The sequence below is a fragment of the Capnocytophaga canis genome (genome assembly GCF_043187445.1).
GTDB lineage: Bacteria > Bacteroidota > Bacteroidia > Flavobacteriales > Flavobacteriaceae > Capnocytophaga > Capnocytophaga canis.
Window position 1 is genome coordinate 732245 of record NZ_CP171121.1, and the last position, 19046, is coordinate 751290.

The 19046-nt window shown below is 34.3% G+C and carries 14 protein-coding genes and 1 pseudogene; 8 read left to right on the plus strand and 7 right to left on the minus strand.

Features of this window, described 5'->3' with window-relative positions; translation table 11 throughout:
- Positions 1 to 21 precede the first annotated feature (21 nt).
- A pseudogene (locus ACF3OB_RS03275) lies at positions 22 to 958 on the minus strand (DUF4372 domain-containing protein).
- A gap of 146 nt (positions 959 to 1104) precedes the next feature.
- Here ACF3OB_RS03275 and ACF3OB_RS03280 point away from each other — a divergent pair.
- The 4 genes from ACF3OB_RS03280 (at position 1105) to tsaD (ending at position 5449) form a co-directional block, all read left to right on the plus strand.
- On the plus strand, positions 1105 to 1548 hold the full coding sequence (locus tag ACF3OB_RS03280) for an HYC_CC_PP family protein (RefSeq protein ID WP_392448323.1): 444 nt from the start codon (positions 1105 to 1107) through the stop codon (positions 1546 to 1548).
- A gap of 126 nt (positions 1549 to 1674) precedes the next feature.
- Complete coding sequence (locus tag ACF3OB_RS03285) at positions 1675 to 3936, plus strand: carboxypeptidase-like regulatory domain-containing protein (protein WP_392448747.1); 2262 nt, start codon at positions 1675 to 1677, stop codon at positions 3934 to 3936.
- Between the two features lie 19 nt (positions 3937 to 3955).
- Positions 3956 to 4309: a heavy-metal-associated domain-containing protein gene (locus tag ACF3OB_RS03290; protein ID WP_042007504.1), complete on the plus strand. Its 354-nt coding sequence runs from the start codon at positions 3956 to 3958 to the stop codon at positions 4307 to 4309.
- Positions 4310 to 4423: 114 nt separating this feature from the next.
- On the plus strand, positions 4424 to 5449 hold the full coding sequence (tsaD, locus tag ACF3OB_RS03295) for a tRNA (adenosine(37)-N6)-threonylcarbamoyltransferase complex transferase subunit TsaD (protein ID WP_119651978.1): 1026 nt from the start codon (positions 4424 to 4426) through the stop codon (positions 5447 to 5449).
- A gap of 199 nt (positions 5450 to 5648) precedes the next feature.
- Here the strand turns inward: tsaD and ACF3OB_RS03300 are convergent, their stop codons facing one another.
- The gene (locus ACF3OB_RS03300) at positions 5649 to 6848 is read right to left on the minus strand and encodes an aspartate aminotransferase family protein (protein ID WP_392448324.1); all 1200 of its coding nucleotides are present in this window, start codon (positions 6846 to 6848) and stop codon (positions 5649 to 5651) included.
- A gap of 110 nt (positions 6849 to 6958) precedes the next feature.
- Positions 6959 to 8506 (minus strand): glycine--tRNA ligase, encoded by a 1548-nt coding sequence (locus ACF3OB_RS03305; protein ID WP_042347789.1) that lies wholly within the window; start codon positions 8504 to 8506, stop codon positions 6959 to 6961.
- 101 nt (positions 8507 to 8607) lie between these two features.
- On the opposite strand from ACF3OB_RS03305, the gene ACF3OB_RS03310 reads away from it, so the two are divergent.
- From ACF3OB_RS03310 to ric, 3 genes are all read left to right on the plus strand, one after another.
- Positions 8608 to 9300 carry a ComF family protein gene (locus ACF3OB_RS03310; protein WP_392448326.1) on the plus strand — a complete coding sequence of 231 codons (693 nt, stop codon included), beginning with the start codon at positions 8608 to 8610 and terminating at the stop codon, positions 9298 to 9300.
- A gap of 54 nt (positions 9301 to 9354) precedes the next feature.
- Entirely contained in the window at positions 9355 to 9675 is a 321-nt protein-coding gene (locus tag ACF3OB_RS03315; protein WP_198540562.1) for a hypothetical protein, read from the plus strand.
- A gap of 137 nt (positions 9676 to 9812) precedes the next feature.
- Positions 9813 to 10529: an iron-sulfur cluster repair di-iron protein gene (gene ric, locus ACF3OB_RS03320; RefSeq protein ID WP_392448328.1), complete on the plus strand. Its 717-nt coding sequence runs from the start codon at positions 9813 to 9815 to the stop codon at positions 10527 to 10529.
- Between the two features lie 258 nt (positions 10530 to 10787).
- Here ric and gcvP read toward each other — a convergent pair whose 3' ends face one another.
- From gcvP to ACF3OB_RS03340, 4 genes are all read right to left on the minus strand, one after another.
- A complete protein-coding gene (gcvP, locus tag ACF3OB_RS03325; protein WP_042343522.1) occupies positions 10788 to 13634 on the minus strand; it encodes an aminomethyl-transferring glycine dehydrogenase in 2847 nt (948 codons plus the stop codon).
- 212 nt (positions 13635 to 13846) lie between these two features.
- Positions 13847 to 16447, minus strand: a complete 2601-nt coding sequence (locus tag ACF3OB_RS03330; protein ID WP_392448331.1) for a carboxypeptidase regulatory-like domain-containing protein — start codon at positions 16445 to 16447, stop codon at positions 13847 to 13849.
- Positions 16448 to 16486: 39 nt separating this feature from the next.
- Positions 16487 to 17197 carry a GLPGLI family protein gene (locus tag ACF3OB_RS03335; RefSeq protein ID WP_157909029.1) on the minus strand — a complete coding sequence of 237 codons (711 nt, stop codon included), beginning with the start codon at positions 17195 to 17197 and terminating at the stop codon, positions 16487 to 16489.
- 144 nt (positions 17198 to 17341) lie between these two features.
- Positions 17342 to 17785: a SlyB protein gene (locus ACF3OB_RS03340; RefSeq protein WP_095894151.1), complete on the minus strand. Its 444-nt coding sequence runs from the start codon at positions 17783 to 17785 to the stop codon at positions 17342 to 17344.
- A 371-nt stretch (positions 17786 to 18156) separates the two neighbouring features.
- Here ACF3OB_RS03340 and ACF3OB_RS03345 point away from each other — a divergent pair, with 371 nt between their 5' ends.
- Positions 18157 to 18981, plus strand: coding sequence for a universal stress protein (locus ACF3OB_RS03345; RefSeq protein WP_042007519.1), 825 nt, complete (start codon positions 18157 to 18159; stop codon positions 18979 to 18981).
- Positions 18982 to 19046: the final 65 nt, after the last annotated feature.

Genomic DNA, 19046 nt, shown 5'->3' on the forward strand with positions numbered 1-19046 from the left:
AAACCCTTGTCAACCCTTTATTTATAAGGGAAGACTTGTTTGTTGTGCGGAATTATCTCTGTCAAAGAGTGTGTTTTCAGGTGGTTTTTTTGCTTTTTTTACGATAGGTTTCAGTTCGTTGCAGACATAACTCAGCGTCAGATAGTGCATCAGACAGACCCTTATTTTCTCGTAAAAATTACTAAATGCCGTCTTTTTATCGCTATGAAATCGCTTTATCAACTCCAATAGAAGACGCAAATCAAAGCTACATAAACCTGTGATTTTACCGCATTTTCACTCGTGCCAAGAAAAGTTTTTATCTGTAAATTTTGCTTCATAGCCTTTTTTGAGGTCAAAACGATGATTTCATCTTTGAGGATGTCGTGGTCTTTTTCATCAGGCAATCCAAGTTGATCGTCCCAAACGGTGTGAATTTTGAGTCCGCCTTTAGCTGTCCGAATCAAGCGAAGCGTATCATGAACACCTTTGAAACAAATAAAATCTTGTGAATAAATTTTGCCCAGTTGAAAAGACTTAAACACAGGCTAATGGTAGTACTGTCAATGATTTTTATTTTGTGGTTTTGGATTTCATCGATGATATGACTTTGATGTTTGGCTTTTAAAGAGTGTTTGTAGTACTTTAAAAGACTGGAATACAAATCTTTAAATACTCCATAATGTCTTACTTTGTTTCCATCACTCATTGTTGATTTTGTGGGACTTTGTTTGAGTTGGAGATCGCTTAGGAAAGTGCTACTTACTGATAATCCGCAACTTATGTCGGATAGCGTATAGCATTTATTCAGCTGTCCGAAAGTTAGTGCCACCGATTGATCGCGAGTTTTATAGGCAGATTTTCCTTTATCGGACTGATGTTTAGCGATTTCCGCTCTTAAAATATGCGTAGGAATGAGATCTAAAATTTGTCTGATTACGGGTTTATTTGTATTTTTGCTTCGCCTGAAGAGTGCCATAATTAAAAAAAAATGGGGATTTTTCAAATATACGACATTCTCAGGCAACTTTTATTTTAAAAGTTTCGGATAGTTGTGTCTAAGCAACAAAAAAACAATTTTATTTTACCTTATTTCACAAAAAAATAATTACCTTTGCATTCGCTATGATTCGCAGAATAACAAGCATATTATTAACTATTTTCATCCTATTTTCAAATTCAGGATGGGGTTTTGATTTGCATTTTTGTCAAGAACAGCTGACCCACATTTCATTCAAATATATATACGCAACAGATAATGAGGACATATGTTCTTCTTTATCAAAAGATTGCTGTATTATCTATGATGATAATCTTTCATCAAGTGAAGAACTTCACGACGAATGTTGTGATGGCGATTTTTTCGAGTCATCGGATTATGACAACGGAAAAATTACCACAAAATCTTTTGAGTGGCATTTGTATCCATGTGTTTTAACACAAATATCAGTCGCTCAACCTCCATTTATAATAACCAAAAAAACAAAAAAAAGCATTCCTTCATTTTATGTAGATTCGAATGCTCCTCCTCTTTATGAGCTATATTGTCAGCTCGTATTTTATGCATAAATTTACTTTTTAGTATGATTGCGTCAAATTCATAAAACATTTTATCTCATTGATAATATGCTTTTTATTACTTCGTGTACATTTGATTATAATTTAAAAAGTAAAAAATACATAAAATACAAAATAATAATGAAAAAATATATATTTATGCTTTTAGGCATTTTGCCTATTGGCATTTTTTCCCAAGAGTATGTAAAAGGAAACGTTTTTGACCAAGAAAAACAGCCTATGACAGGGGTAAATGTTTATTGGGAAGGAACTTCCATAGGTGTTTCTACTAATGATGAAGGTGGATTTACAATAAAACGAACTGAAAAAACGAATGTATTAATCATTAGTTACATAGGATTTGAAACAGAACGATTAACCATAACTTCATCAACCCCTTTAGAGGTTATATTAAAAGCTGAAAACAATCTAGACGAAGTGGTTGTGACTCATAAAAGAGCCACCACTATTCGTGCTAAATATCAAATTGCTAATTTACAAACCATGAGTAGTGGTGAACTTTTAAAAGCTGCTTGTTGTAACCTTTCAGAAAGTTTTTCTACAAACCCTTCTATTGACGTAAATTTTTCAGATGCCGTAACAGGAAATAAGCAAATTAAAATGCTTGGACTTACAAGTCCTTATATCTTAATGGCAGAAGAAAACATACCCACGCTTAGGGGGGCTCTACAAGCCTATGGAATGTCGTTCGTTCCTGGTACTTGGATTGAAAGTATTCAAATTACCAAAGGAGCAGGAAGTGTTATCAATGGATATGAAAGCATCTCAGGACAAATTAATTACGAATTTTTGAAACCTGCAACTGATATTCCTTTCTTTTTGAATTTATACGGCTCACAGGACAGTCGATTCGAAATTAATGCTCATTTGAATCATAAAATTTCCCCTAAATTAAGTACCTCTATCTTAACTCATGGAAATATAACCCGCCAAAAAAATGACCATAATCATGATAGTTTTCTTGATATGCCAATAGGCAATCAAATCAATGTATTAAACAGATGGCAATATACTGATAATGAGAATGGTTGGGTAAGTTTCTTAAATCTGAACTACATGAAGGATGAGCGTCAAGCTGGGCAACTAAACTTTGACCCTTCAAAAGAAAAAAAATCTAAAAAAAATTGGGGAAGCGAAATTGATTCCGAAAAGCTAAGTGTTTCAAATAAAATAGGATACGTTTTCCCTGATGCTTCGTACAAAAGTTTCGGATTCCAAAATGCGTTCTTATCCCATCGTCAAAACTCGTATTTTGGTATGAATCAATATGATATACATCAAAAAAGTTGGTATTCAAATTTATTATACAATTCGATCATCAGCAATACGAAAAACAAATTTGCTACTGGTTTCAATATTGTTTACGATGATTTTTACGAATGGATTGACTCAAATTTTGAAGCAAATTACTCTCGAATTGATAAATCAATAGGTGTTTTTTTTGAATATACGTACGACAATTTGGATAATTTGAGTTTGGTAGCTGGAGTTCGTGCCGATAGTCATAACCATTTAGGAAATTTTATCACACCTCGATTCCATTTACGATATATCCCTTGGAATGAATCAACTTTGCGAATTTCGGCAGGAAGAGGAAAACGAATGGCTAATATTTTCGCTGAAAATCAACATCTTTTCATATCAAACAGAGATTTCAATATCATTCAAAAAAATGATAAAATATACGGTTTGAACCCTGAAATCGCTTGGAACTACGGAATTAGCTTTCTTCAAACTTTCCATATATTAAACCGCAAAGCAGAATTAGTAATTGATTGGTACGGCACTTCTTTTGAAAATCAAGTAGTTATCGATTTAGATAATTCTCCTCAGCAAGTTTGGTTTTATGATTTAGAAGGGAAAAGTTTCGCCAATTCATTTCAAGCGGAATTTAGTCTTTCTCCAATACAGAGATTAGATGTTAAAAGTGCGTACAAATATTACGATGTTAAAACGCAATACATTAAAAATCAAATGGAAAAACCGCTAACTCCAAAACATCGTTTCTTTGTGAATATTGGATATGAGACCGAAGAAAAGCATGAAAAAAATCATAGTAAATGGAAGTTTGACTTCACCTACAATTGGATAGGAAAACAACGACTTCCTTCTACAAAACAAAACCCAACACCTTATAGATTAGAAGATTACGCTCCTTCTTTCAGAATTTTTAATGCTCAAATAACCAAAGTTTTTTCACATAACTTCGAAATATATCTTGGAGGTGAAAACATAGGTAATTATAAACAAGATAACGGAATTTTAGCTGCTAAAGATCCTTTTGGCTCATTTTTTGATGCTACAATGCTGTATGCTCCAGCATTTGGCAGAATGATTTATGGAGGTTTACGCTTGAAAATCAGAAATTTTAAACACTAATTTAAATTTATACCCATTTATGAGAAATATTTTATTTTTAATCACGAGTTTACTCTGCTTAACTTTAGTAAACGCACAAGAAACGAAAGAAATCAACAAGAACAAAAAAGCAGAATTCCCTGTGGGTGGGAATTGCCAAATGTGTAAAAAACGTATTGAAAAAGCTGCTTATTCGGTTAAGGGGGTGAAAAGTGCAGATTGGAATGTAGATAGCGGGAACATGAAAATAGTTATTGATGAGCGTAAATGTTCTGTGGAAGATGTACAAAAAGCGATTGCTAAAATAGGGCATGATGCGGGTAAAATCAAAGCTGATGAAAAAACGTATGAAAAACTACATCATTGTTGCTTATACGAACGATTACCTGAATAATTCAGTAAAAAGTTCCATATAATAAAAATTTAAAAGTCTCGGGGTTTGAAGTAACCAAAAATATAGAATCAATTCCCGAGTACCTTTTTTATCATTGATAAAATCATCAGAGAAATGACCAATACATATATTTTAGCTATCGAATCTTCGTGTGATGATACCTCTGCAGCAGTTCTAAAAAATGATTGTGTACTCTCAAATGTTGTTGCTAATCAAGATGTTCACCGAAAGTATGGCGGTGTAGTTCCCGAATTAGCTTCTCGAGCACATTTGCAGAATATCGTACCTGTAGTAGACCGTGCGTTAAAAGAAGCCAGAATATCACAAAACGAATTATCAGCAATTGCATTCACACGAGGGCCAGGACTAATGGGATCACTATTAGTCGGCACTTCTTTTGCTAAATCCCTTTCAATGGGGCTCAACATTCCTCTTATTGAGGTGAACCATATGCAAGCTCATATTTTAGCTCATTTCATTGATGAGGGAACTAAAAAACCTGAATTTCCTTTTCTAGCGATGACTATCAGTGGTGGACATACGCAAATAGTCCGAGTTGATAGTTTTTTTTCTATGGAAGTCTTGGGTGAAACTTTAGATGATGCTGTAGGAGAGGCTTTTGATAAAACTGCTAAAATTTTAGGTCTCCCCTACCCTGGAGGACCTCTTATTGATAAATATGCAAAAGAAGGAAATCCGAAAGCCTTTTCTTTTCCAAAACCTCAAACAAATGAATTGAATTTCAGTTTTTCAGGATTAAAGACAGCTGTATTATATTTCGTCCAGAAACAGACAAAGGAAAACCCCAATTTTATTAAGGAAAACATGCCCGACATCTGTGCTTCGGTACAACATACCATTATCGACATACTAATGTCCAAGCTAAAAAAAGCAGTAAAACAGACTAATATAAAACAGATTGCCATCGGTGGCGGCGTGTCTGCCAATTCTGGTATCCGCGAAACATTACAATCTTTGGGAGAAAAACACGGCTGGAAAACCTACATTCCAAAATTTGAATACTGTACAGATAACGCTGCTATGATTGGCATTGTTGGATACCATAAGTATAGAGAAAAACTATTTACAAGCCAAGAAGTTACAGCAAAATCCCGCTGGGAACTTGGGAATGAGCATTGATTCTCAAAATATTCAACCAAATTGTGATTGAGGTTGACTAAAAAGAGGTGTGACGTCTACTTTTATTAGGAATATTATATTTACTCATTGAAAAGATTTATAAACAATTTCGCCAAAGTTATGATTCTTGAGAATCATAACTTTGGCAACAATTAGAATACATTTTCCAATTCAGTGATTGTTATTAGAAAAGAGTTCCTTATCTACATCTATAAGCATTTAGTGCTTCGATAATAATCTCACAACCAATTTCGATTTCTGCTTCAGTCAATGTCAATGGAGGCGACAGACGAACGGCTCTTCGCTCAAAAAGTAACCAATAGACTATCAGTCCTTTATCTTGACAATAGTTAACTACAAAATCAGCCATTTCAGCCGATTGCAAGATTATTGCTAACATCAATCCTCGCCCGTTAACACTTTCAATCAATGGGTGTTGTAAATATTTCCGAAATAGTTTTTCTTTCTCTACAGTTTGTGCCATAAGATCGGTAGTAAGCAACTCTTTTAAGGTAGCTAAGGAAGCAGCAGCTATGACGGGATTTCCTCCAAAGGTAGTAATATGTCCCAATTTTGGGCTGTGGGATAACAACTTCATCAACTCGTTGGACGCTACAAACGCTCCGACAGGCAATCCACTCGCCATTCCCTTACCGATGGCGATGATATCAGGTACGAAACCGTAGTTTTGGAATCCAAACAACGTCCCTGTACGCCCAAAACCTGGCTGAATTTCATCAATAATAAGCAATGCTCCTACCTCTTCACAGCGTCTTTTAACTTTTACTAAATAGTCATTTTGCGGTTCTATGAATCCTGCTCCTCCTTGAATACTTTCTAAAACAACTCCTGCTGTACGGTGAGTAATTTTCTGAATATCAGATTCATTATTAAATTCAATAAAATCCACATCAGGCAATAATGGACGAAAAGGTTGCTTACGCTCTTCGTACCCCATCAAACTCATGGAACCTTGGGTATTTCCATGATAGGCATTTTTAGCTGCTATAAGTTGGGTACGTCCCGTGGCTCGTTTGGCAAGTTTCACAGAGCCTTCGATGGCTTCCGTTCCAGAATTTACTAAATAAGTAGTATTCAAATTTTCAGGCAGATGCTCTGCTAACAATTTACAAAAATCTACAGCTGGTTTTTGAACATATTCACCATAAACCATCACATGCATATAGGTTTCGCACTGTTTTTGAATTGCTTCCACTACCTTTGGATGGCAATGTCCTAAAGTACAAGCCGAAACCCCTGCTACAAAATCTAAATATTTTTTACCGTCAGTGGTGAAAATATAGTTTCCCTTGGCATGTGAAACCTCCAACAACATCGGATAGGGCGATGTAGGAGCTTGATATTTTAAAAAATCTTCTTTTTGGGATAGGTTTGACATAAAAATTCTTATCAACGCACGAAAAGATTGGGAGAAAAACTTTCTTTACCTCCCAATCCTCTGAATTAATTTATTAATTACAAAAAATCAAATAAATGAATACCAATAGATTACTTCTGTGTTTTACGCAACCATTGGTTCATATCTACTTCTTTAAATATGATATTGCGTAAGTCGCTAATATCTACACGTGTCTGTTCCATTGTATCCCTATGGCGTAGAGTAACTGTATTATCCTCTTTAGTTTGATGATCAACCGTTACACAGAAAGGAGTCCCTGCGGCATCTTGACGGCGGTAACGACGACCTACGGCATCCTTCTCGTCATAGGCTACGTTGAAATCATATTTCAAATCATCAAAAATTTCACGGGCAATTTCAGGTAGTCCGTCTTTTTTCAACAAAGGCAAAATAGCTACTTTGGTAGGAGCTAATACAAAAGGCAAACGTAAAACGGTTCTGGTTTCGCCTCCTTCCAAAGTTTCTTCCTGCAAGGCATTTGAAAACACCGCTAAGAACAAACGATCAAGTCCCACGGACGTTTCTAATACATAAGGCACGTAGCTCTTATTTTCCTCTGGGTCGAAATATTGTAATTTTTTACCTGAATATTTTTCGTGATTACTTAAATCAAAATCAGTACGCGAGTGAATACCTTCTAATTCTTTGAATCCGAACGGAAACTTGAATTCAATATCGCAAGCCGCATCGGCATAGTGAGCCAATTTTTCATGATCGTGAAAACGATAATTTTCTTCCCCTAAACCTAATGATAAGTGCCAATTTAAACGCGTCTCTTTCCAATAGTCATACCATTGTTGTTGCGTTCCTGGTTTGATAAAAAACTGCATTTCCATTTGTTCAAACTCTCGCATACGGAAGATAAATTGCCGTGCAACTATCTCATTTCTAAATGCTTTACCCGTTTGAGCGATTCCAAAAGGAATTTTCATACGCCCTGTTTTTTGCACATTAGAAAAGTTTACAAAAATTCCCTGTGCTGTTTCAGGACGCAGATATAGATCCATTGCAGTGTCCGTGGTAGCACCTAATTTTGTTCCAAACATCAGGTTGAATTGCTTCACTTCTGTCCAATTTTTGCTTCCCGAAATAGGACACACGATTTCCAATTCTTCTATCAGGGATTTTACATCGGCTAAGTCTTCATTTTCAAGTGATTTTGCCAAACGCTTCAGAATACTATCCGCCTTTTCTTTATATTCAATAACTCGAGCATTAGTAGTGACAAATTGCTGTTTATCAAAAGATTCTCCAAAACGCTTTGCTGCCTTGGCTACTTCTTTTTCTATTTTATCTTCAATTTTTGCTACATAATCTTCGACCAACACATCAGCGCGATAACGTTTTTTAGAATCTTTGTTATCGATAAGAGGATCGTTAAATGCATCAACGTGTCCTGAGGCTTTCCAAGTGGTTGGATGCATAAAAATTGCTGCATCAATTCCTACTATGTTTTCGTGCATTTGCACCATTGCTTTCCACCAATACTCCCGTATGTTTTTCTTTAATTCCACTCCATTTTGAGCGTAATCATATACTGCACTGAGTCCATCATATATCTCACTTGATTGAAAAATATAGCCGTATTCCTTGGCGTGTGAAATAACTTGTTTAAATAATTCTTCTTGATTTGCCATTTGTCCTAATATATTATGGTGATAAAAAATATATTTTAACTGCAAACTTAGTAAATATATTTCAAAAATTATTATATTTGCCGTAGATAAAATAACAAAATATGTCTTTTTCAGGTTTACTATCTGTGATATTTCCTGAATACTGCTCAGGATGTGGTCAGGTTTTAGGACATGAGGAGACATTTCTGTGTATTTATTGTAGAGGAAAACTCATTGAAACACAATTACATTTGCACAAAGACAATAGATTGTTGGAACGGTTTTACGGTCAATGTGAGTTGTTTGGAGCTACCTCTTTGTTTTATTTCCATAAGGACAGTGTGGTTCAGCATTTGATTCACCAATTAAAATACCAAAAAAAGGAATCTATTGGAGGGTGGTTAGGCGAATGGTTAGGTGAGAAAATAAAAAACGTTCCTCATTTTCAAGAAATTGATGTAGTTATACCCGTTCCGTTGCATAAAAAAAAGTTAAAAATGCGAGGATACAATCAAGTAGCTCTTTTTGGACAAAAGTTGGCTCAAATTTTGAAGGCTAACTACGTAGATGATGTACTTATAAAAGTGAAAGCCAACACTACGCAAACAAAAAAAGACTTATGGAGTCGTTTCAAGAATAGTGAAAACATTTTCTCAGTACAAAATACTGAAAAAATTGAAAATTGCAAAATTTTATTAGTCGATGATTTAATCACTACGGGGGCTACTATCGAAAGTTGTTACACCCAATTGGTCAAGGCTAAAAATGTTAATATAGGAATTGCCTCAATGGCATACTCTCTGCTTGGGCACTGAATTAAAAAAAATAAACCTAAATAATAATATTATTAATTTAAAATTTTAGTATAAATGAAGAAAATCGTAAGAATCGCAACAGCTACATTGTTTATGTTTGCTATAACTAATGTTCAAGCTACAACTTTGGGTGAAGAAGTGAACGTGTCAATTGAAAAAACGACACAGGATCAGGATGGAGTTAAACAAGATAAAGAGAAAAAATCTTGTTGCAAAAGTGGAAAATCGAAAGATAAAGAATCTTGTTCCAAAGAGAAAAAATCTTGCTCTTCTAAAGAGAAAAAATCTTGCTCTTCTAAAGAGAAAAAATCTTGTTGTAAAAGCGGAGCAGCAAAAGACAAGGAGTCTTGCTCTAAAGAAAAAGAAGTAAAGTAATTATTTATTGAAATGTAATTTTTAAGAGGCCACCTTTTTGTAGTGTGGCTTTTTCTATACCTCAATAAAATAAAAGACAAAAAAGTATTTTATTTGAAAAATAATTGTATCTTTGCGCAAGATTAAATAAGTTAAACATGGAACTAAAAAACAAAACCATTGGAGAGATTGTAGCTGAGGACTTCCGGACAGCCGCTATTTTCAAAAAATACGGAATTGATTTTTGTTGCAAAGGCGGAAGAACTATTACAGAGGCCTGTGACAAAAAAGATTTAAATGAAAATCAACTCATCAATGACCTAAACACTATCACTAAAGAAAAAGATGATTCTTTAAAAGTAAATGATTGGTCTCTTGACCTTTTAACAGATTACATCGTCCGTAAACACCACAATTACGTTAGAGAGAAAACGCCTTACTTGTTGCAGTTTTTAGATAAACTTTGTCGAGTTCACGGCGGAAGACATCCTGAATTAATTGAAATAAACAAGCTATTCACAGAAAATACGTACGAATTAGAAAAACGTATGGAAAAAGAAGAGCAGGTTTTATTCCCTCTCATCGGAGAATTGACACATGACCAACAAAATAATCAAGCTTTTCTAAACCTAAATTTTGAAAAAATCACAAACACAATCTCAATAATAAAAGAAATGTTTACTACGGAGGCTCATCGTTTTGAATCAATTTCACAACTAACTGACAAGTATACACCTCCTATGGATGCTTGTAGTACTTATCGTGTAGCTTTTGCAATGCTCCAAGAGTTTGAGGAAAATTTACTCCAATCTATTCATTTAGAAAACAATATACTCTTTCCGAAAATAGTTGATTTAAAAACTCAACTAAATTAAGTTCAATATTAAATCTGTTTGAGTTTCAACACTCAAGCAGATTTATTTTGCTTAATTTAAGATTTTTACTCTTGAACATTACAAATTTTCCTTTCTATTCAATTCAAAACAGCATATAACTTTTACATTAGTAAGAACTTAATTTTTAACACTTTTCTTTTTACAGTATCGTCTATTCTCTTCTTTACAATAAGAAAAAAACTTTGTCAAAATCAAAAGATTTCAACAAAGTTTTTCTTTTCACCTATTGATATTCAATTACATATACGCTTCAATTGGAGCACATGAACAAATCAAATGACGGTCACCATGCGCTTCATTTACACGACGTACAGTAGGCCAGAATTTATTTTCTGCAATATACTCCAGAGGGAAAGCAGCTTTCTGACGGCTGTAAGGTAAATTCCAAGTATCGGCAGTAATCATTGACAAGGTGTGCGGTGCGTTTTTCAGCACATTAGCCTCATCTGTTGGTGTAGCCTCTTCAATCTCTCGACGAATAGAAATCATGGCACTGATGAAACGATCTAGTTCATTTTTACTTTCACTTTCAGTAGGTTCTACCATCAAGGTTCCTGCCACTGGGAAAGAAACCGTTGGAGCGTGGAATCCGTAGTCCATCAATCGTTTTGCAATATCAGTAGCTTCAATTCCGTTTTGTTTGAACGGACGACAGTCCAAAATCATTTCGTGGGCAGCACGTCCTTGCTCTCCCGTATAGAGGATTTCATAGTAATTTTTCAAATTTTCTTTCAAGTAGTTAGCATTCAAAATCGCATAACGTGTAGCGTTTGCTAATCCTTCTGCTCCTAGCATTTTGATATAAGCATACGAAATCAAACATACGTAAGCACTTCCATAAGGAGCTGATGAAACTGCTGTGATGGCTTCATTTCCTCCTGTTGAAACAATTGGATTCGTAGGCAAGAAAGGTGCTAAATGTTTGGCTACACAAATAGGTCCAACTCCTGGCCCTCCTCCTCCGTGAGGAATAGCGAATGTTTTGTGTAAGTTTAAGTGGCACACATCTGCTCCAATAGTTCCAGGGTTGGTAAGCCCCACTTGTGCATTCATGTTTGCTCCATCCAAATAAACCTGTCCTCCATTTTCATGGATAATATTAACAATTTCTACGATTGATGATTCAAACACTCCATGCGTTGAAGGATAAGTAATCATCACTGCAGCTAAATTATCTTTATGCTTTTCAGCTTTTTCTTTTAAATCAGCAACATCAATATTTCCGTGAGCATCCGTTTTAGTTACTACTACTTCCATACCTGCCATTACTGCTGATGCTGGATTGGTTCCGTGAGCCGATGAAGGTATTAAACAGATGTTACGATGTCCTTGTCCATTTGAGATATGATACTGACGGATGACCATTAATCCTGCGTATTCACCATTTGCTCCAGAGTTAGGTTGTAACGATGTAGCCTCGAAACCTGTGATGATGGACAAGGATTTTTCTAATTCCGTGAGCATTTCTTGATATCCAAGAGCTTGATTTTTAGGTACAAATGGATGTATGTTTGCCCACTGTCCCATACTCAAGGGCAACATTTCAGTAGCGGCATTCAGCTTCATCGTACAAGAACCTAATGAAATCATCGAGTGATTCAATGCTAAATCTTTACGCTCTAATTTCTTGATATAACGCATCATATCCGTTTCACTGTGGTATGAATTAAACACAGGAGCGGTTAAAAATTCTGAGGTACGCACTAAATCCGAAGGAATGGCGTTCGCTGTATCCAAAGTAGTTACTTCTTCTACTGATTTTCCAACTACTTCTGCAAAAACAGTAATGATTTGGTTCAACTCAGCAACTCCCGTAGCCTCATTAACAGAAATCAAAACAGTGTCTTGATTTGGATAAAAGAAATTTATTTCGTGTTTCTCCGCAATAGCTTTTACCTTTTGTGCATCTGCTTTGATAGAAATGGTGTCAAAAAATGTTTTTGTTGTAACAGTAACACCCAATTTTTCCAAACTGTTTTTCAATGTAACCGCCGTTTGGTGGATTCTTTCTGCAATAAACTGCAATCCTTTAGGACCATGGTAAACGGCATACATTCCTGCCATTACTGCTAATAACACTTGTGCTGTACAGATATTTGAAGTCGCTTTATCTCGCTTGATATGTTGCTCACGAGTTTGCAAAGCCATCCGCAACGCAGGGTTTCCATCTGCATCAATGGTAATCCCGATAATACGACCAGGTATTGAACGTTTATATTCTTCACGGGTAGCAAAATATCCTGCGTGAGGCCCCCCATATCCTAACGGAATACCGAAACGTTGGGATGTTCCAACTACAACGTCAGCACCAAATTTTGCAGGAGCTTCCAATAACACTAAACTCAACAAATCGGCTGCAACTACTACTTTAATTCCTAAATCGTGAGCTTTGTTTACGAAATCCGCATAGTTAAACACCTCACCATTATTAGTGGCAGGATACTGCACAATAGCACCAAAATAAGTGTCGTCCAATGTGATAGTTTCGTGATTTCCAACCACTAACTCAATTCCGAAAGGATTGGCACGTGTTTGTAAAACAGAAAGTGTTTGTGGCAACACTGTTTCTGAAACAAAAAATTTGTTAGCGTTATTCTTTTTTTGTTCACGTGAACGCAAATCAAACACCATTGCCATTGCCTCTGCTGCCGCAGTTCCCTCATCTAAAAGAGATGCATTAGCAATCTCCATGCCTGTTAATTCAATAACTACAGTTTGATAGTTCAACAAAGCCTCCAAACGACCCTGTGCAATTTCTGCTTGGTAAGGAGTATAAGCCGTGTACCAACCTGGATTTTCAAAAATATTTCGCTTGATCACAGAAGGAGTCAATGCTTCGTGATATCCCAAACCGATATACGATTTGAAGATTTTATTTTTTTGAGCTAATTCAGTAATATGTTGTAAGAAATGATGTTCGCTAATACCTTTTGGAAGATTTAAAGCAGATTTCAAGCGAATGTCTTTGGGAATTGTCTGATCAATAAGTTGATCTAAACTTGCAGCACCAATGGTTTGTAACATTTCAGCCGCGTCTTCTTTTGAGATACCGATGTGGCGTATGCTAAAATTTTCTGTATTCATAATTATAAATAAATCTTTTGAAATTAAGCACAAAGCTACGACTAAAAATATAATTTTGCAAGAAATAGGCAATGGATTTTAAGAGAAGAAAATGGTCATTAAGAAGAAAGAGAACCTGAAGACAAATGACTTTCAAATCAAAGAATAAAGTGCATACATGTGCTTGATCATATCATCGAATTTTGAAAAGAAAGACGATTTACATACACACACTATATGTCATAAATCAATGAAATTAGGAAAAGTCGAGGTAAAACACTGATCTCTTGTTCACTAATCAAATAATCAGACGTTGTTTTTTGATAGTTTACTTTGGTATCTAACAGATTGTGAATTTTAACTTCAACGCCCAAAGGAGATTTCTCTTTTCGATACAAAACGCTTACTTTTAAATCATTATATTGGTTTTTAGCATTCGTTTTTATGAGATTATGCCATTTGTAGGCAATATCAAGCGTACAATTTTTCACAGCACTGATTTTGGTTTCAATTTGTAAGGATTGCCTTTGAAAACTATCCGAAAAATTACTTTTAAATTGGTTAAATTGATGTGAATACCCTACGTTAAACTCGTAGTTTTTTAAGGATAACGTTTTGGTTATCAAACTTATTGATTGAACATTGTGAGAAATATTCGCTGATTTTGTATTTATATTACGATTGTAATAAAATCCTCTAAAAGAAGAGGAAATTAAAAATCGGAAAACGCTTATTTTTTTGTTTGCCACCAGATTGAAAAACCACATCTTTTCGGGAGTTTTCATCTGTATGGGACTATAAAACTGATTGACGTTTTGCTGAACCACGTCATAACTGATAGGGTTATTCTTTTGGGTGTAATTAAATAGTGATGTTAGAAAGTAATTTTTATATATATTTGATTTGTAATACATTAAATTAAAAATATGATACCCTTCATTACGCAATAAGCTATTCCCTTTGAAGAGCATATTAAAATCCTTCAAAGTGTAATGTTCCGTTAGATTATTGAAGCTGGGTAGTTCATTTGTGAGTTTATAGTTTCCTTCTACAGTTTCAGAGGAATTAAAATCATATTCAGAGTTTACCTCTGGTTCATAAGCCCATTTATTAAAAGACACATTTCCTATAAGTGACTTGTTTTCAAGTTGATAAAACCTTATTTTGTTTGAGAAACGATTTATCCATTTACCTATTTTTAGCTTATATTCAACATTGAAAAAACTATCATTTAACAAGTAATCAACAGAATTAGTGAACACAGATGAAGTAAAATCATTCGTACTCCCATTTGTAAGTGATTGGAAACTGTGCAATTGATGAGATGCTGTTGATAAGTTATTCCCAATCGAAAAGTAAACATGGTTTCGGTTGTCAATTATTCGATATTGTTTATATAACAGATTGAATAATTGATTATCAGTGCGTTCTATACTTGAAATATCATACGAATTATCTACTGAAATAGGCAGCAAATCATTCATCATTGGCTTATTAGAAAGCCATTGATTGTCAATATATTTTCGTTCAAAAGAGTGATTAACAACAAAGGTAGTTTTTAATTTTGCGTGATGAGACTGATGTCTTTCGAGATATTGTTTCAGATCAATATCAAACTTTTTTTGAGGGAAATATATGCTTTGTGATAAATTGTAGTAATTTGATAGCAAGTCACTTATGTCCTTACTCTCAGTGATATTACTATGGATGTTATATTTCCATTTTGTTCCAATTTTTGGAGTGAAATTCAACTCAAAATTGAACATAGCGAGATTATTTCTGAATTGTTTTTGTTGTTGCCTATTTTCTAAAATATTCGTTTCTAGATAATTATAAAAATAGTTTCTTTTTTCTTCAATAGTATTTTTATGTACAATGGCATATGCAGAGATATTAAATTTACTATTTAGAATGAAGTTTACGTTGAATGCATTCAGTAAAGATTCATTTTTTATTACATTGTTATTTTCGGTTGTGAATTCAACCAAATTATCTTTCCTGTGAGGATTTTCGATGAAAGCACTCATGCCTCCTTGAAAGCGTCGGGCATCTTCTTTTGAAAAAACATGAGAGCCAAAATTGTTGTAATCTCCAATATAATTAGCACTAAAATCAGGTGAATAAGAAAATAACGCAGCATGAAGCAACCCGTAGTCAGCATTTCCATACCCCGCCTGTAGGTCTCCAAAAATAAATTCTTTCTTATTTTTTCGCAATTTTATATTGATCGCAATTTCCTTATTATCAGTCACATCCTTTAAAAAACTGACTTGGTTGTAATTCTCTATAAATTGAATTTTATCTACCGCATCGGCAGGAATGTTTTTCACTCCCAAAGTGGTACTTCCGCTAAAAAAAGGCTTGTCTTCAATCAATAAAGTACTGACATTCTTCCCTTTGAACGTAATATTTCCTTGCGAATTAACCTCTACATTAGGAAGTTTTTGCAATTGCTCCTCTAATTTTCGTTCCTTGCCTGTGGTAAACGCTTCGACCAAGTAAGTGGTCGTATCTTTTTGAAAAGTTATGGGACGTTGGTAGGTAACCTCAACATCATCCAAGGTTTCGGTGGAAGGAACTAATCGGAAGTTATGAATAGTCACTCCCTTAGTAGATTCATACACAAATGTTTGTAAAGCAAATCCTAAATAAGAAACATTCACTTCGTATGTGACTTTTGGTTTTAATAACAGTCGATATCTCCCTTTTTCATCCGAAATGGAGAAAACGGGAGTGTTGTCATCATGCTGTTTCGGAAAAGCAATGACGTTGGCATTCTGCAATGGATTGTTCAAAGTATCTGTTACATACCCATTTAGCTCCTGTCCAAACACTGAAACACTAACAAAACAGAAAATAAAAAAAAAACAGTATTATTCCTTAGATTCTTCAATTAAATTTTGGTAGTTTAATTTTAGGTTTTTGTAATATTCGATGTAGTATTTGTTCATTTCTTCGGAGCTAACAACTCTCAAATTTGGTGCTTTTTTTACTTGATTTTTTTTGCTGAATCGTAGTTTTTTGAAGCGGTAAGCATAAAGAAGTTCTTCTTTAACGCCTATCTCCAAAATAAGACCAGGCAAACCAAAAAAACCTACAGGGCCATAGGAATAGGGAAATTCAGGAGCATACCAAGCTATGAGTTCTTTGTTGTAATATTTTGCGGTGGCTTTATGTACAAGATATTTACCAATTTTTTTCGTTTCGGAGTGTATTTTCCAGTCATAATTTCCCTTTCTTCTAAGGACTTTTTCTCCATTATAGTCAGTTGGAAGAAAGGACGCCTTTTCTCTATTGGAAACAAAAATATCCTTTTTCAAACCAAAAGCTGCCATGGCATTGTTATCATCGTATCCCATAATAGCTGGAAAATACGAATTTTCCTCATCAAAAAAAACCTCTATCTCCATTTTATTCAGAAGTAACGCATTTTCTTCTGTATTTAACTGAAATTGTTCGGAGTTTTTTTTCTTTTTCCCATCAGGATTTTTGGTAACCACTAATTCGTAAGTGATTTTCCCTTTTTGTTGAGCTTTTAGTCCGAATATAGGTAGAAGTATTAGTACAAAAAGAATATTTCTCATATGTTTATACATTAATTTCAACTTTAAAATAGGCTGTCCTTAAAAGTCAATTCTAAAGAAAAGTTTATATTCAACATCCTGAATATAAACACTTTATTTTCTTCAATTATCAAAACTTTACTTTTCGGACAGCCTCTTTTTGTATTACTGGTCAGCAGGGTTTGTTTCAGAATTGGGTACAAATTCAATGCTTTTATTGAGCTTTTCCAATTTGGTCTCTACCTTACTAATGTTTCGTTGTATTTTTTGCATTTTTCTTTCGCTTTTTGCCAAATTTCTATTAGCTTTTTGTGCCTTCTTCAAAGCTGTTCGTGCTCTTCGTGCTTTTTGAGCTGCATCCGAAGCGTCATCAGAATTTGAAAAAGAAGAAGTTTTCTCGTCGGCATTAGCATTTATTTTTGCTACTTCATCACGAAATCCCGCTGTTGCGATACGTTCTTTTTCTAATTCAATTTTTAAGTTATTAAGTTTGGTATTCAAAGATAAAATTTCCTCTTTGGCTTCCAAACGCTTCAATTCTGGTGATTTTGTGCTTCCACAAGCTGTTAGCATAACTAATGCTAAACCTAAAAACAAGTTTCTTTTCATAAAATGATTTTTAAATTTGTTTTACAATGATACGAAAATAATTTTATAAATTATATTTTTTACACTTATTTAACTTTTTAATTGCTCTATTTTGTATTTTATTACTAAAAATATTTGTTTTGTAGATAAGTGTTAGTATTAATGACCAATTCACCTTTTACTGATCACTGAAGGTCTGGTCTACCGTCATATGTTTGAATACAATGTGAAATCCAAGCAAAACGAAAGTAATAAAAACAAAAAATAAAATCATCAATATTTTTATTTTTCGAATTTTATTCGTATCTTTATACACGAAAAAGGAAGGATAAAAAACTAACGAGATTTATCATTCCGAATGAACTGATTATTAATGTGTAAAAACTGATGAAATGAAAAATATTCTTGTTACTACCGATTTTTCTGAGAAATCAATCGCCTCTTTGAAAGTGGCAATTGGTTTAGCGAAACGCCAAAAAGCACAAATTTTTTTGTTGCATGCTCTTGAATTACCCTTTAGATTGGTAACTCAAAGTGAGGTTTCTATTCCCGAAGCGATGTATTTTCTAAACTTATCAAAACAACGTTTCTCTGACATTAAAAAAGAAATTGGTGAGGATGTTGAAATTAAGGATATTATAGAAACACAGCCATTAACGGATGCTGTTCAAGAGGCTATTGAGAAATATAATATAGATTTGGTGTTTATGGGTTCCAACGGGGCATCTGGCTCTAAGGAGCTTTTCATTGGATCAAATGCCGAAAAGGTGATTCGTTCGGCGAGTGTTCCTGTGTTGGTAATCAAAAATCCAGAAGAAAAATTACAAATTAAGCACGTTATGTTCGCATGTGATTTTTCAAAAAAATTCTTAAAACCTTTTGAGAAAGCAGTGAAGTTTGCAAAATTATTCAATGCTAAGGTTGATTTAGTGTATGTGAACACTCCATACCAATTTTTGACTACTACGGAAATTAACGAACGTATGAAAGAATTCCTCTCATCCACGGATAAGGTGTCAGCTAAGAAATTTGAAACACATGTTTACAACGACATTCGTGTAGAAACAGGAATTTTGAACTATGTTGCAGAAAATAACGTTGATTTGGTTTGTATGTTCCCAAGTGGACGCCGTGGTATTGCTCACTTCTTCAATGGAAGCATCAGCAGTGATTTGGTAAATCATGCAACAAAACCTGTATTAACCATTAAACTATAATACAAAAAATGTAAAAATGGCGCTTTTTTTTCGAAAAAAGCGCCATTTTTTATTTAATCATCTCA